This window comes from Pseudomonas gingeri (assembly GCF_013386115.1).
Classification (GTDB): domain Bacteria; phylum Pseudomonadota; class Gammaproteobacteria; order Pseudomonadales; family Pseudomonadaceae; genus Aquipseudomonas; species Aquipseudomonas gingeri.
Map to the genome: position 1 here is coordinate 176430 of NZ_JACAOR010000002.1, position 15544 is coordinate 191973.

The 15544-nt window shown below is 63.5% G+C and carries 13 protein-coding genes; 1 reads left to right on the forward strand and 12 read right to left on the reverse strand.

Translation table 11 applies throughout. From position 1 onward, the window contains the following. Positions 1-18: 18 nt before the first annotated feature. The 12 genes from HX881_RS05645 to HX881_RS05700 all read right to left on the reverse strand — a co-directional run bounded on the left by HX881_RS05645 (position 19) and on the right by HX881_RS05700 (position 14404). Positions 19-1953 carry a methyl-accepting chemotaxis protein gene (locus tag HX881_RS05645; protein ID WP_177083357.1) on the reverse strand — a complete coding sequence of 645 codons (1935 nt, stop codon included), beginning with the start codon at positions 1951-1953 and terminating at the stop codon, positions 19-21. 140 nt (positions 1954-2093) lie between these two features. After that, entirely contained in the window at positions 2094-3386 is a 1293-nt protein-coding gene (locus HX881_RS05650; protein WP_177083359.1) for an adenylosuccinate synthase, read from the reverse strand. A 54-nt stretch (positions 3387-3440) separates the two neighbouring features. Beyond that, positions 3441-4628: an ATP phosphoribosyltransferase regulatory subunit gene (locus tag HX881_RS05655; RefSeq protein ID WP_017125066.1), complete on the reverse strand. Its 1188-nt coding sequence runs from the start codon at positions 4626-4628 to the stop codon at positions 3441-3443. Between the two features lie 300 nt (positions 4629-4928). Then, a complete protein-coding gene (gene hflC, locus HX881_RS05660; RefSeq protein ID WP_017125067.1) occupies positions 4929-5798 on the reverse strand; it encodes a protease modulator HflC in 870 nt (289 codons plus the stop codon). Then, entirely contained in the window at positions 5798-6967 is a 1170-nt protein-coding gene (gene hflK / locus HX881_RS05665) for an FtsH protease activity modulator HflK (protein WP_017125068.1), read from the reverse strand. The genes hflC and hflK overlap by 1 nt, the downstream gene beginning before the upstream one ends. 96 nt (positions 6968-7063) lie before the next feature. Beyond that, positions 7064-8365, reverse strand: a complete 1302-nt coding sequence (gene hflX, locus HX881_RS05670; RefSeq protein WP_177083369.1) for a ribosome rescue GTPase HflX — start codon at positions 8363-8365, stop codon at positions 7064-7066. A gap of 12 nt (positions 8366-8377) precedes the next feature. Continuing rightward, entirely contained in the window at positions 8378-8638 is a 261-nt protein-coding gene (gene hfq / locus HX881_RS05675; RefSeq protein ID WP_017125070.1) for an RNA chaperone Hfq, read from the reverse strand. 93 nt (positions 8639-8731) lie between these two features. Then, on the reverse strand, positions 8732-9727 hold the full coding sequence (miaA, locus tag HX881_RS05680; protein WP_017125071.1) for a tRNA (adenosine(37)-N6)-dimethylallyltransferase MiaA: 996 nt from the start codon (positions 9725-9727) through the stop codon (positions 8732-8734). Next, positions 9727-11631 carry a DNA mismatch repair endonuclease MutL gene (gene mutL, locus HX881_RS05685; RefSeq protein WP_177083813.1) on the reverse strand — a complete coding sequence of 635 codons (1905 nt, stop codon included), beginning with the start codon at positions 11629-11631 and terminating at the stop codon, positions 9727-9729. Before mutL ends, miaA begins: the two co-directional genes overlap by 1 nt. 11 nt (positions 11632-11642) lie before the next feature. After that, a complete protein-coding gene (locus HX881_RS05690; RefSeq protein WP_209436720.1) occupies positions 11643-13082 on the reverse strand; it encodes an N-acetylmuramoyl-L-alanine amidase in 1440 nt (479 codons plus the stop codon). 3 nt (positions 13083-13085) lie between these two features. Continuing rightward, positions 13086-13556: a tRNA (adenosine(37)-N6)-threonylcarbamoyltransferase complex ATPase subunit type 1 TsaE gene (gene tsaE / locus HX881_RS05695; protein ID WP_177083377.1), complete on the reverse strand. Its 471-nt coding sequence runs from the start codon at positions 13554-13556 to the stop codon at positions 13086-13088. Then, positions 13544-14404, reverse strand: a complete 861-nt coding sequence (locus HX881_RS05700) for an NAD(P)H-hydrate dehydratase (RefSeq protein ID WP_177083379.1) — start codon at positions 14402-14404, stop codon at positions 13544-13546. Before HX881_RS05700 ends, tsaE begins: the two co-directional genes overlap by 13 nt. 63 nt (positions 14405-14467) lie before the next feature. Here HX881_RS05700 and queG point away from each other — a divergent pair, with 63 nt between their 5' ends. Further along, positions 14468-15541, forward strand: a complete 1074-nt coding sequence (gene queG, locus HX881_RS05705) for a tRNA epoxyqueuosine(34) reductase QueG (RefSeq protein WP_177083380.1) — start codon at positions 14468-14470, stop codon at positions 15539-15541. Positions 15542-15544: the final 3 nt, after the last annotated feature.

The window sequence follows — 15544 nt, forward strand, 5'->3', positions numbered from 1 at the left end:
CGCCCCCACACCGCCCGATCAGGCCCGGAACTGCCCCAGACTCGCCTTGAGCTGCGCGGCCAGGCTGTCGAGCACCTTGCCGCTGGCCGTGGTTTCCACCACCGCCTGCGCCGCGCGCTCGGCCTGGGCATGAATCACCTCGACCCGTCCACGCACCGCATGCGCGCCTTCGGCCTGCTGCGCCGCCGCCTGGGTCGCCAGGCCGATGGCCGCATGCACCTGCTCCACCGAGGCCTGAACCGTCTGCTGCAATTTCACACTGTTGCGCAGCACCGCCAACCCTTCGTTCGCCTGCCGTCCGGCCTGGCCGATGGCCGCCACGGCCTCGCGGGCACCCTGCTGCAAGGCGCCGATATGCGCCTGGATATCTCCCGTGGAACTCTGGGTCTTGCTGGCCAGCGCCCGCACCTCATCCGCCACCACGGCAAACCCACGACCGGTTTCACCCGCCCGCGCCGCCTCGATGGCCGCATTCAACGCCAGCAGGTTGGTCTGTTCGGCAATCCCGTGGATCACCGTCAACACCACTTCGATCTGCTCGCTCTGCTGGGCCAGCCGCTCGATCACCTTGGAACCGGTATCGACCTGCACCGCCAGGGCCTCGATCAGACCGCCGACCTGGGCCGAGGTCCGGGTATTTTCATCAGTGGCCTGGCGAATATCGATCACCTGCTTGAGGGCCGCCTGCATCGCCTGGCTCTCCGACTGCGCCTCATCCGCCATGCGCTCCAGCGCCCGCAGGCTCTGCTCCACTTCATCGCGCTGCAACTCGGCCGCCTTGTCGGCACCGGCGTTGCGCAAGCTCATGGCACCGATCTCGACACCGGTACGCTGGGCCACATCCCCCGCCTCACGGACGATGGGCTGCAGCTTGTCGACAAAACGATTGACCGCCGAGGCCATGTCGCCGATTTCATCATTGCTGTTGAGCTGGACCCGCTTGGTCAGGTCGCCCTCGCCCGCCGCCAGGTCATTGAGCGCCGCGATCAGCAGATGCAGTTTGCTCACCACTCGCCGCCCCAGCACCACCGCCAGCAACAGCAGCACGCCAAGACCGACCAGCGCCAGGCCCAGGCCGATGCGCCAGCGCAGGGTCTGCGCCGCATCCTGCACCGTACCGGTGGTGTTCACCTGCATTTGCGCAGCCGTCGACTGTGCCGACTGCAGGCGCGCGCGCATGGCCGTCGAACTGTCGGCCGCGGCCCCCTGCAGGCTGTCACCCACCAGCTTGTCGCTGCTGGCAATCAGGGCCGAGAAACGCTGGTCCAGGGCTTTCAGGTCGGTTTCGACCGAGGCCGTCGAGACCCCCATCAGGACCTTGCCGATTTCCACGCCATTGGGATTGATCGACGCCTCGAGGTAGTAGACCGACGGGTCGTTTTTCGCCGCGTTCAACACCTTGTCCAGCGCCCGCTCGCCCTGGCCCTTTTCCAGCAGGGCCTTGTTGATCGGGTTTTCCCGGTTCAGGTAGCGGGTCAGGTGCTCGCCATTGGCGTCGTCGTAGACCACGAACAACACGTTCGGATTGCGCTGGGCGCGGCGGGCGAATTCGGACAGGGTCGGCACGTCGCTGTCCCACATCGCCCGGGGAGCGACGGAGGCGAGCAATTGCGCCATATCGTTGGCGGAATCCTGCAGATCCTTCTCCAGCGTGGCGCGCAGTTGAACCTGCTCATCCTTCAATCGCGAGGACAAACCGCTGGTCAGGCGCTGACGCGTGCTGGAAGAAAGATTGTCGAGGCTCGACGTCACTTCCTTGCCAGCCTGCTCCAGCTCGCCGGAGAGTTTCTGGCTATCGACACCCAGGCGACTGCCAAGATCGGCCTCGAGGGCAGTGACGGTGCTTCGGGTCAGGGCGACCGCTACCAGCACTTGCACCAAAAGGGCGATACCGAGCGTAACGAACACAGGCCGCAGTAAACGGCTTTGTAACAGTGAGAGAACGGCCGACACTGGAGACTCCTCCACTTTGGCGCCATTAATTTGATGGCACACTTTTTAGAAGATAATCACAGCAAGGGCCGTGCCGCACAACAGACATAAACGACAAAGGGTCCCATAAGGGACCCTTTGTGATCTACATCAACGACTTATCAGGCGAAAGGATGACGCAGAACGATGGTTTCGTTGCGATCCGGACCTGTCGAAATAATGTCGATCGGCGCGCCGACCAGCTCTTCGATGCGCTTGATGTAGGCACGGGCAGCCGCCGGCAACTCTTCCAGGGTCTTGGCACCCAGGGTCGACTCGCTCCAGCCTGGCATCTGCTCGTACACCGGCTCCAGGCCGATATAGCTGTCGGCATCGGTCGGCGCGTCGATGACCGCACCGTTCTCGTTCTTGTAACCCACGCAGATATTGATGGTTTCAAGACCGTCCAGTACGTCCAGCTTGGTCAGGCACAGGCCCGAGATGCTGTTGACGTCGATGGCGCGACGCAGGATGACCGCATCGAACCAGCCGCAACGACGGGCACGACCGGTGGTCGCACCGAACTCGTGGCCACGCTTGGCCAGGAAGGCGCCGACGTCATCGAACAGTTCGGTCGGGAACGGGCCCGAACCGACGCGCGTGGTGTAGGCCTTGGTGATGCCCAGGATGTAGTCCAGGTACATCGGACCGACGCCCGAACCGGTGGCGATACCGCCCGCGGTGGTGTTGGAGCTGGTGACGTACGGGTAGGTACCGTGGTCGATGTCCAGCAGCGAACCCTGGGCGCCTTCGAACATGATGTCCTTGCCGGCACGACGCAGGTTGTGCAGTTCGGCGGTGACGTCGAGCATCATCGGCTTGAGCAGCTCGGCGTATTCCATGCACTCGTCGAGTGTCTTCTGGAAGTCGATGGCCGGCTCTTTGTAGTAATTGACCAGCACGAAGTTGTGGTAGTCCAGCAACTCGCCCAGCTTCGCGGCAAAACGCTCGCGGTGGAACAGATCACCGATACGCAGGCCGCGACGGGCCACCTTGTCTTCGTACGCCGGGCCGATGCCACGACCGGTGGTACCGATCTTCAGCTCGCCACGGGCCTTCTCGCGGGCCTGGTCCAGCGCCACGTGATAGAACAGGATCAGCGGGCAGGACGGGCTGATACGCAGGCGCTCGCGCACCGGTACGCCTTTCTCTTCCAGCTTGGTGATTTCCCGCAGCAGGGCATCAGGTGCAACCACCACGCCATTGCCGATCAGGCACTGCACACCTTCGCGCAGCACGCCCGAGGGGATCAGGTGCAAGACGGTTTTCTCGCCGTCGATCACCAGGGTGTGACCCGCGTTGTGACCACCCTGGTAGCGCACTACGGCGGCAGCATGTTCGGTCAGCAGATCAACGATCTTGCCTTTGCCCTCATCACCCCACTGGGTGCCCAGGACTACGACATTCTTACCCATAACACTTGTCCTCATTCGCGCAAACTTGGTGCCGGCAGCCGCCGGCGGGAAAACTCAAGAAGCCAGCGGCAATACTTGCCAAAGCCCGTTCTGCAGAATCAATTGCCGGTCGCAGTCCGCTTCACGGGCGGCGGCCAATGGCTGCCCAGGCAAGGCCTGGACGACACGCTGACCCTCACTGCGCAACCGGCAGACTTGCTGCCAGAGTGCCGCATCCGCGCTGTCAGGCATCCAGATACCGCCAGACGGTAGCTCGATCTCAGCACGCCCCAGGGTCACCAGGGTTTTCAAATCGGTGGAAAAACCCGTCGCCGGGCGCGCGCGACCGAAGTCCGCGCCGATATCGTCGTAACGACCGCCCTGGGCGATGGCCTGGCCGACACCCGGGACAAACACCGCGAACACCACACCGGTGTGGTAGTGGTAGCCGCGCAACTCACCCAGGTCGAAGTACAACGGCAGGTCAGGGAAACGCACCGACAGCCGCTCGGCAATCGCCAGCAGGTCGTCCAGCGCCGCCGTGACCGGTGCCGGAGCCCCCGCCAGGCGCACGCGCGCGGCCGCCAGCACTTCACGACCGCCACACAGGTCGACCAGCGCGCGCAGCATCGCCGCGAGTTCGGCCGGCAGGCCTTCGGTCAGGTCGATCACTTCGTCGATGGCCTTGCGCTGCAGGGCATCGAACAGTTGTTGTTCCACTTCCCCGGACAGCCCGGCCGCACGGGCCAGGCCACGATAGATACCGACATGCCCGAGATCCATGTGGACATCCGGTACGTCGGCCAGTTGCAGCATCGCCAGCATCAGGCTGATGACTTCGACGTCACTGCTCGGACTGGCATCGCCGTACAACTCGGCACCCAACTGGATCGGGCTGCGCGAGGACGACAGGGCCCGCGGCTGCGCATGCAGCACGCTGCCGGCGTAGCACAGGCGGCTCGGACCTTCGCGACGCAGGGTATGGGCGTCGATACGCGCCACCTGCGGCGTGATATCGGCACGGAAACCCATCTGCCGGCCCGACTGCGGGTCGATCACCTTGAAGGTACGCAGGTCCAGGTCCTGGCCCGCACCGGTCAGCAAGGACTCCAGGTACTCGATATGCGGGGTGACAACGAACTCATAGCCCCAGCTCTGGAACAGATCCAACACCTGGCGGCGCGCCACTTCGATGCGCGCCGCTTCAGGCGGAAGTACTTCTTCGATGCCATCTGGCAGGAGCCAGCGGTCTACCGTTGCCATTACGCCTTTCCCCTATGATCCGGGCGGCAAGCCCACAGGCGAGCCTTGAGTGAAGCAGAAAATGGTTAACGCGCGCGCAAGAACGACGCGACGAACAGCCGAAAACCGGCTTCGCCTACCACTTTCCTCGAAAAACCTGTCGAGTCGATCAACTCGGTTTTGCCAGCCTGCCGGCTAATCAACCATGCAGACGCAAAAAAGCCGGGAATTTCCCGGCTGCCGCATCATACACACGTTTTCCGAAAGGATCACCCCGCCAGGCGTTTTAGCCGCCGGGCGGGTGTGTTGATGCGCTGTAGATCAGGGCTTGGCTTTTTCCAGGTAATGGAAGAAGTCACTGCTCGGGTCCAGAACCAGCACGTCGCTCTTGTTCGCAAAGCTTTCGCGGTAGGCGCGCAGGCTGCGATAGAACGCATAGAACTCCTGGTCCTGGCCGTAGGCCTTGGAATAGATGGCAGCGGCCTGGGCATCACCGTCACCGCGAGCCTCTTCGGACTGGCGATAGGCTTCGGCCAGCAGCACGCGGCGCTGACGATCGGCGTCGGCACGAATGCCTTCGGCCAGCTCGTTACCCTTGGCGCGGTGCTCGCGAGCCTCACGCTCACGCTCGGTGCTCATGCGCTCGAACACGCTGCGGTTCACTTCCTTCGGCAGGTCGATGGCCTTGACCCGGACATCGATCACTTCGATCCCCAGCTCTTTCTCGGCCATCTTGTTCAGCGAGGAGGTGATATCCGCCATCAGCGCATCACGTTCACCGGACACCACTTCATGCAGGGTGCGCTTGCCGAACTGGTCACGCAGGCCCGATTCCAGGCGGCGCGAGAGGCGTTCGTCAGCGATCTGCTTGAGACCGGAAGTCGCGGTGTAGAAACGCTCGGCATCCTTGACCCGCCACTTGGCGTAGGCATCGACCATCACGGCTTTCTTTTCCAGCGTCAGGAAGCGCTGGGTCGGGGCATCCAGGGTCATCAGGCGGGCGTCGAACTTGCGCACCTGGTTGACGTAGGGAACCTTCACGTGAAGACCGGGCTGGACATCCGCCTGGACCACGCGACCGAATTGCAGCAGTACGGCCCGCTCGGTCTGCGACACGATGTAGAAGCAGTTCCAGCCGGCCAGGACCACGACGACGCCAACGATCAGGGCGATCAGCGATTTATTGCTCATCAGCGGCTCTCCCTTGTGCGCGTTTGCGGCAGGTCAGTGATATGCGGCACGACATCCGTGTTGCCGGAGGCTGCGGCCGAACCGGTTACTGGCGAATTACCGCCCGAACTATTCTGGATCATCTTGTCCAACGGCAGGTAGAGCAGGTTGCTCTGGCCGTTCTTGTTGCCGGTCACGAGCACCTTGCTGGTGTTGCTGAAGACTTCCTGCATGGTGTCCAGGTACAGACGCTGGCGGGTGACTTCAGGTGCCTTGCGGTACTCGGCGACCAACTTGGTAAAGCGGTCTGCCTCACCCTTGGCGCGGGAGATCACTTCGTCACGGTAGCCGTTGGCATCCTCGAGGATACGCTGGGCCTGACCACGGGCTTCCGGTACCACGCCGTTGGCATAACCCTCGGCCTGGTTGCGCGACCGCTGCTCGTCTTCACGGGCACGGATCACGTCATCGAACGCTTCCTGGACTTCACGGGGCGCCGCGGCGCTCTGCACGTTCACCTGGGTCACGGTGATGCCGGTACGATAGGTATCGAGGAACCGCTGCAGGCGCTCTTTGATTTCGCTGGCCATCAGCTCACGACCTTCGGTCAGTACCTGGTCCATCGCGGTGGAACCCACCACGTGGCGCAGGGCACTGTCGGTGGCCTGTTGCAGGCTGATTTCCGGCTGGTCGACGTTCAGCACGAAGTCCTGCAGGTTGGTGATCTTGTACTGCACGGTCAGCGGCACTTCGACGATGTTCTCGTCTTCGGTCAGCATCTGCCCCTGCTTGGTGTAGGCACGCTCACGCGTGACGTTTTCCATGTACTTCTTGTCGATCGGCGGGAAATAGATATTCAGGCCCGGGCCGACAGTCTCGTAGTACTTGCCGAAGCGCAGCACCACGGCCTGCTCCTGCTCGTCCACGACATAGACCGCGCTGTACAGCCAGACAGCCGCCAGCACGACGAGACCGATGCCCAGCAGGCCGAAACCACCGCCCTTGCCGCTCGATCCACCACCGTCGTCACTGCGTTTCTTTCCGCCACCGAACAACCCGTTAAGGCTTTCCTGCAGCTTGCGGAAGGCCTCGTCGAGATCCGGTGGCCCCTTGCGGTCGCCGTTGTTACGACGCTTGCCACCCCAAGGATCCTGATTGTTCGAGTTGCCACCCGGCTCATTCCAAGCCATAGCGCTCTCCATCTGATAAAGCAAAGACGCACCCACGGCGCGCCGACCAATGCTACAGAATGCCTGCTACAGCGGCACAACCGCTTTGTCAGGCTTTTATTGCAAAGTGTGTTGTTCGATGAACTCCGGCGGCTTCATCCCTTCGCGCGAGACCACTCGATTGAGTTCGGCCCTGGGCAAACGAACCGACAGCAGACAGGTGCCTTCTTCGTCATGCTCTTCTTTCTGAACCGCACCCAACTCGAAAAACTGTGCACGCAGTCGAGCAAAACGCTGTGGCAAGCGCAAGGTGCCGACGAACAAATCGTTGCCCAGCAACTCGGCGATCGCCTGCCCGAGCAACTCCAGGCCGACTCCGTCCCGGGCTGAAAGCCAGACCCGCTGCGGCTTGCCGTCCTCGTCGCGCTGGATCTGCGGCTCGACGCCCTCAAGCAGATCGAGTTTGTTATACACCTCGAGGATCGGCAAGTCCTGGGCCCCGATCCCGCCCAGCACCACCATCACCTGCTCGATCTGCAGCATCCGGTCCGGCTCCGCGGCATCGATCACATGGAGCAGCAGGTCGGAGTTGCTCGACTCTTCGAGCGTAGCCCGGAAAGCCTCGACCAGCTTGTGCGGCAAGTGCCGGATAAAACCCACGGTGTCGGCCAGCACGATCGGCCCGAGGTCATCCAGGTCGAGACGGCGCAAGGTCGGGTCGAGGGTGGCGAACAACTGGTCGGCGGCATACACGTCGGACTCGGTGACCGCATTGAACAGGGTCGACTTGCCGGCGTTGGTGTAGCCCACCAGTGACACGGTGGGGATATCGGCGCGCTTGCGCCCGCGACGGGATTGCTCGCGCTGACTGCGGACCTTTTCCAGCCGGCCCTTGATCTGCCGCAGGCGTACCCGCAACAGGCGCCGGTCGGTTTCCAGCTGGGTTTCACCCGGGCCGCGCATGCCGATGCCGCCGCCCTGGCGCTCAAGGTGAGTCCAGCCGCGTACCAGACGCGTGCTCATGTGCTCAAGCTGGGCCAGTTCGACCTGGAGCTTGCCTTCATGGGTACGTGCGCGCTGGGCGAAAATATCGAGAATAAGGCCCGTGCGATCAAGCACGCGACACTCGAAGACACGTTCGAGGTTACGTTCCTGACTGGGCGTGAGGATGTGATTGAAAATCACGATTTCGACCTGCTCGGCCTTGACCAGGTCGCGAAGTTCCTCGACCTTGCCAGTGCCAATCAGATACTTGGCGGTTGGCCGATGACGCGGCACGTTGAAAAACGCGACGGTCTCGGCACCTGCCGATAGTGCCAACTCCTGAAACTCCTGCGGATCTTCGCGCGCCTCAGGGTCCTGACCTTCCAAGTGAACGAGAATCGCCCGCTCACCACCACCGTGGCGCTCAAAGAACAAAGGAGACTCCTATCAGGCGTTACCTGGCTCAGCGTCACCCTGTTCGGATTCGGTTGCGCTAGGCAGACGAATTGCACGAACCGGTACCACTGTCGAGATAGCGTGCTTGTAGACCATCTGGCTGACGGTGTTCTTCAGCAGGATCACGAACTGGTCGAAGGATTCGATCGTGCCTTGCAGTTTGATCCCGTTGACCAGATAGATGGAAACCCCAACCTTCTCTTTACGCAAGGTATTCAAGTAAGGGTCTTGTAGCGAATGCCCTTTTGACATGTGCCGCACTCCTTTAAGGATCAATAATAAAAAATGAATAAACAGGTGGCTTATGCCGCCACTCCCCCAAGGATAGACGGCAATTGCAGGGACTCAGCCCAATATGGAGATCGTCCCAAGGTATTTCAAGGCGCGTGGCAGATTGTCGCAATCCAGGCTGTCCAGCCAGTGTAAATCAGCCCAGCCGCGTAACCAGGTGAACTGGCGCTTCGCCAATTGGCGCGTGGCGATGATGCCCCGCTCCTGCATTTCGGCTGACGTCAGCTTGCCATCCAGATGATCCCAGACTTGTCTGTAGCCTACAGCACGTATAGACGGCAACCCGACATGCAAGTCACCTCTCCTACGCAGGGCTACGACCTCGTCAATGAATCCCTGTTCCAACATTTGTGTGAATCTTTGTGCAATTCGGTCATGCAGGACCTGGCGGTTCGCCGGAGCAATGGCCAGGTTCGCCACAGTATAGGGTAATTGCGGCCGTCCCGAAGCGGCTGCGTCAATACTTTGCGCAGATTGTCGCTGTCGATGGGCCGTCATGCTCGACCCGCTGACCCGATAGACTTCCAGCGCCCGGCTCAATCGCTGCGGGTCATTGGGATGAATACGCGCCGCCGATTCCGGATCGATACTTGCCAACTGGTCGTGCAGGGCTTGCCAGCCAAGGCGCGCAGCCTCTTCTTCAATTTCCGCGCGAACCTGCGGATCAGCCGCCGGCATCTCCGCCAGGCCGTCGAGCAAAGCCTTGTAATAGAGCATCGTACCACCGACCAGCAGGGGAATTTTTCCCCGTGCGGTGATCTCGGCCATGGCCGCCAGCGCATCGGCGCGGAATTGCGCGGCCGAATAGCTCTGCGCGGGATCGAGAATATCGATCAACCGATGCGGAAACTGTGCCAACAGCTCTTTCGAAGGCTTGGCGGTACCGATGTCCATGTCCCGGTAAACCAGGGCAGAGTCGACGCTGATCAGCTCGCAGGGCAGGACCCTGGTCAGCTCGATGGCCAGGTCGGTCTTGCCGGCCGCCGTCGGGCCCATGAGGAAAATCGCCGGGGGTAATGCCGTCTGTTTCAAAAGTCGGGAACCCGTCATCAGCGACCGCGCAGGAAAAGTTTGTCCAGGTCGTCCAGGCCCAGTTGGGTCCAGGTCGGACGACCGTGGTTGCACTGGCCACTGCGCTCGGTGTTTTCCATGTCCCGCAGCAGGCCGTTCATTTCCGGCAGGGCCAGGCGCCGGTTGGCGCGAATCGCACCGTGGCAGGCCATGGTGCCGAGCAATTCGTTCAGGTGCGCCTGGATACGGTCACTGGTGCCGTACTCCATCAGGTCCGCCAGGACATCCTGCACCAGCCGGTTGGCTTCAGCCTGCTTGAGCAGGGCCGGAATCTGTCGGATGGCCAGGGTTTCCGGACCCAGGCGCTGCAATTCGAAGCCCAGGCGCTGGAACCAGGCGACATGCTCCTCGGCGCAGTCGGCCTCGCGCTGGCTGACGGCCAGGGACTCGGGCACCAGCAGCGGCTGGCCGCTGAGGCCCTCGCTGGCCATGGCGATCTTCAGGCGCTCATACATGATCCGCTCGTGGGCGGCGTGCATATCCACCAGCACCAGCCCCTGGGCGTTCTCGGAGAGGATGTAGATGCCCTTGAGCTGCGCCAGCGCATAACCCAGCGGCGGAATGTCGCCCTGGCCTTCGGGCAGGCTCGGTACGCCAGCCTCGGGCAACGGCGCGAAGAACTCGCGGTAGGCGCTTTGCGCTTCTGCCGCTGGCGGCATCTGCGTCGATTGCGGACGGTATTGATACTGATAGCCGGCGCCGGAACCCGAGCCGGCAGTCGCGGCAAACGACGGCGAAGGCTGCGCCTGGGGCTGTTCGAGCAGGTTGGCGGCCAGGCGCATCTCGCCCTGGGGACCGAACTCGCCCGCTTCGAGCCCGCTCGGGCGAACGATGCCGGTCACCGCGGCCGGCGCGGCCAACTGGTCTTCCGGACGCACGTCGCCAAGGGCGCGGTGCAGGGTGCCATAGAGGAAATCGTGGACCATGCGCCCGTCACGGAAGCGCACTTCGTGCTTGGTCGGGTGCACGTTGACGTCGACCACCGAAGGATCGACCTCGAAAAACAGCACGAAGGTCGGATGCCGGCCGTTGAACAGCACGTCGCGATAAGCCTGGCGCACCGCATGGGCCACCAGCTTGTCGCGGACCGCGCGGCCGTTCACATAGAAATACTGCAGGTCCGCCTGGCTGCGGGAGAAAGTCGGCAGGCCGACCCAGCCCCACAGGTGCAGACCATTGCGCTCGACCTCGATCGGCAGCGCCTGCTCGAGGAAACCCGAACCGCAGACCGCCGCCACACGCCGGGCGCGGGCCGCGTCGTCATGGGCCTCATGCAGGCTGAGAATGCTCTTGCCGTTATGGCGCAGGTGAAAGGCCACATCGAAGCGGGCCAGGGCCAGGCGCTTGATCACTTCCTGCAGGTGATCGAACTCGGTCTTCTCGGCCTTGAGGAACTTGCGGCGCGCCGGCGTATTGAAAAACAGGTCGCGCACTTCCACCGAGGTGCCCACCGGGTGGGCCGCTGGCTGCACCCGGGCATCCATGTCGCGGCCTTCGGTTTCCACCTGCCAGGCCTGATCGGCGTCGCGGGTCCGCGAGGTCAGGGTCAGGCGCGCCACGGAACTGATGGACGCCAGGGCCTCGCCCCGGAAACCGAGGCTCATCACCCGCTCAAGGTCTTCCAGATCGCGAATCTTGCTGGTGGCATGGCGCGCCAGGGCCAGCGGCAGGTCATCGGCGGAAATGCCGCTGCCATCGTCGCGCACCCGCAACAGCTTGACCCCTGCCTGCTCGACGTCCACATCGATACGCCTGGCACCGGAGTCCAGGCTGTTTTCCAGCAACTCCTTGATCACCGAGGCCGGGCGCTCGACCACCTCGCCGGCGGCAATCTGGTTCGCCAGACGCGGGCTGAGCAGCTCGATACGGGCTCGTTCGTTCAGGATTGCATCGCTCATTGTTTGGCCGCCAGTTCAGCACCAGGAATGGTCAGGTTCTGTCCCACCTTCAACTCGTCGCTGCTCAGGTTGTTGGCACTGCGCAAGGTCGCCGCCGAGACCTGGTAGCGCACGGCGAGCATGGCCAGGGTCTCGCCCGGCGCCACGCGGTGGTCGCGCGGGCCCTGGGCAATCTTGCCGGAATCGCGCAGCCAGGCAATGTAGGTCCCCGGTGGCGGGTTCTGCTGGAAGAACTGGCGGATACCGGCACTGATGGAACGCGCCAGGGCCTGCTGATGGTTCGCGGAGGCCAGCTTGGAGGCCTCGTTGGAGTTGGAGATAAAGCCTGTCTCGACCAGGATCGACGGGATATCCGGCGACTTCAGCACCATGAACCCGGCCTGCTCCACACGCTGCTTGTGCAGCGGCGTCACCCGGCCGATGTTGCTCAGGACCTTCTGACCGACGTTCAGGCTGGACGTCAGCGAGGCGGTCATGGACAGGTCGAGCAGGACGCCGGCGAGCATCTTGTCCTTGTCGTCGAGGCTGACGTTGCCGGCACCGCCGATCAGGTCGGAACGGTTTTCACTGTCCGCCAGCCAGCGCGCGGTCTCGGACGTCGCGCCACGATCGGACAGGGCGAATACCGAGGCACCGAACGCCGCGGCGGATGGTGCGGCGTCCGCGTGGATCGAGACGAACAGGTCGGCGCCTTTCTTGCGGGCGATCTCGGTACGTCCGCGCAGGGGAATGAAGTAGTCGCCGGTACGGGTCAGCTCGGCGCGATAGCCCTTCTGACCATTGACCTGGCGTTGCAGTTCACGGGCGATCGACAGCACCACGTCCTTCTCGTGCTGGCCACGGGAGCCGGACGCACCCGGGTCTTCGCCGCCATGACCGGCGTCGATCACCACGATGATGTCGCGCTTGCCGGCCGGGGCTGGAGGCAGCTTGATAGCCGGCTCCGTCGGTGTCACCGGCACCGCCGGCAGCGTCGCCACGCTGGGCGCCGGATTGGACGCGGGCGTCGGCGTCGGCGCGGCATCGGCCGGGTTGTCGAACAGGTCGACCACCAGGCGATTGCCGTACTGGGCGTTCGGCGCCAGGGTGAAGCTTTTCGGGGTCACGGCTTTTTTCAGGTCGACCACTACCCGCAGGTCGGTCGGCGTGCGCTGGGCGGCGCGGACGCTGGTGATCGGCGTATTGGCCGTCGGCACGTTCAGCGGGCCGGCCAGGGTCGCGCCATTGATGTCGATCACCAGGCGATCGGGTGCGGTCAGCGTGAAGACGCTGTGCTGGACGGTGCCAGACAGGTCGAACACCAGTCGTGTGTTATCCGGGGCTCGCCACAGTCGAACACTCTTGACCTGTGTCGCCGCTACGGCGTCGACGGCCAGTGCCGTAAGTAACAGTCCTACGACAGCAACCAGCGCGCGAATGCGCATACCAAACCCCATCATTTATTTGAATTCCAATGCCAGTGCGGCACACCAGGCCTCGCCTCGCGACCCCTGGAACAACAGACACAGCGAACGTCCGCCATTATGCGGCCTAATGGTAATGGTCAGGTCGGGCTTTGGCAAAAAGCCTGCACCTTTGTCGGGCCACTCCACCAGACACAGGGCATCGCCGTCGAAATAGTCGCGAATCCCCAGGTATTCGAGCTCTTCGGGATCGACCAAGCGGTAAAGATCGAAATGGTAGGCACGAACTTCAGCGAATTCGTACGGCTCGACCAGCGTAAAAGTCGGACTTTTCACTGCCCCGGCATGCCCCAGCCCGCGAATGATGCCGCGCGACAGCGTGGTCTTGCCGGCGCCCAGGTCGCCTTCGAGGAAAATCACCCCGACACCGGCGGTCACTTCGGCGATTTTCCGGCCAAACGCCACCATGCTTTCTTCGTCAGGCAATTGCAGGGTTAGTTCAGACACGGCGATTGCTCCTCCAGCAACTGACGGATGGCTGGAATCAGGTCACTGGCCACCAGCCCACGGCCCTTTCTGCCTTGCAGCTCGCCGGCGCCGGCATGCAGCCAGACCGCCAGGCAAGCCGCCTCGAATGCCGCCAGGCCCTGGGCGCGCAAGGCACCGATCAGGCCGGCGAGGACATCGCCCAGCCCGGCGGTGGCCATGGCCGGATGACCGCGCTCACAGCGCGACAGCCGCCCATCCGGCGCGGCAATCAGGCTGCCGGCGCCCTTGAGCACGCACACCGCCTGGTACTTCGCGGCCAGGGCCCGTGCCGCGGCGACACGATCGGCCTGCACCTGCGCTGTCGACATGCCCAGCAGGCGCGCGGCCTCGCCCGGATGCGGGGTGATCACGCAATCGGCCGGCAGCCGCGTCTCGCCGCTCGCCAGCAGATTCAACGCGTCGGCGTCCCAGACCTGCGCCACCGCGGCGTTCGCGGCCAGCGACAAGAGGCTGCGGCTCCAGGCGAACTGCCCGAGGCCCGGGCCGACCACCAGGACCGTGGCCTGCTCCAGCACGTCCATCAACTGATTGGCCGACTCGACGCCGACCACCATCACTTCAGGCAGGCGCGCCAGGGCAGCGGCCACGTGTTCCGGCCGCGTCGCCAGGGAGACCAGGCCCGCGCCACCGCGCAGGGCCGTTTCGGCGCTGAGCAGGATCGCCCCGCCGAAACGCCGGTCGCCACCGATCAGCAACACGTGGCCGAACTGGCCCTTGTGAGCGTCCGGTTGACGTGCGGGAAGGCTCGGCAAAGTGGCGAGGGTCAGTGACTGAATATCGGGAAAAGGCGGTTTGGTCTGCGGCATGCGTCGTTCGGCTCTGATGTCTGGCAGAATTATACGCACCAAAGCCTAGGTTTCTCCTGTCTCATGCCTGTAAATAGCGTCGACCTTCCCGCCCTCGCCCAATCCATCAAGGAATGGGGCCGTGAGCTGGGCTTTCAGCAAGTCGGTATCGCGGGCGTCGAGCTGGGCGAGCATGAGCAGCACCTGCAACGCTGGCTGGATGCCGGCTACCACGGCGACATGGACTACATGGGCGCGCACGGCAGCAAGCGCTCGCACCCCGACGAACTGGTGCCCGGGACATTGCGCGTGGTGTCGTTGCGCATGGACTACCTGCCCGGCGACACGCAGATGGCCCAGCGCCTGGGACAGCCGGAAAAGGCCTATGTCTCGCGTTATGCCCTGGGCCGCGACTACCACAAGCTGATCCGCAAGCGCCTGCAACAACTGGCCGAGCGCATCCAGCAGGTCATCGGCCCGTTTGGCTACCGCGCCTTCGTCGACAGCGCCCCGGTGCTGGAAAAGGCCATTGCCGAACAGGCCGGGCTCGGCTGGATCGGCAAGAACACCCTGGTGCTCAATCGCAAGGCCGGCAGCTATTTCTTCCTCGGCGAGCTGTTCGTCGACCTGCCCCTGCCGGTGGACGCCCCCCATGCCACCGAGCATTGCGGACGTTGCACGGCGTGCATGGATATCTGCCCGACGGCGGCGTTTGTCGGCCCCTATGTGCTGGATGCGCGACGCTGTATCTCGTACCTGACCATCGAGCTGAAAACCGCGATCCCGGAAGACTTGCGCCCCCTGATCGGCAACCGGGTGTTCGGCTGCGACGATTGCCAGATCGTCTGCCCGTGGAACCGTTTTGCCCGCGCCTCCGACGAAAGCGACTTCAAGCCCCGGCACAGCCTGGACAATGCCGGGCTGGCCGAACTGTTCCTGTGGGATGAAGAGACCTTTCTGAAAAACACCGAAGGCTCGCCGCTGCGCCGGGCCGGCTACGAGCGCTGGCTACGCAACCTGGCGGTCGGCCTGGGCAACGCGCCCTCGACGATTGTGGTACTGGAAGCCCTCAATACCCGCCTGGACTATCCGTCGGAGCTGGTCAGGGAACACGTGCAGTGGGCACTGCATCAACATGCCGGGCGCAACGCCCCCTGACCG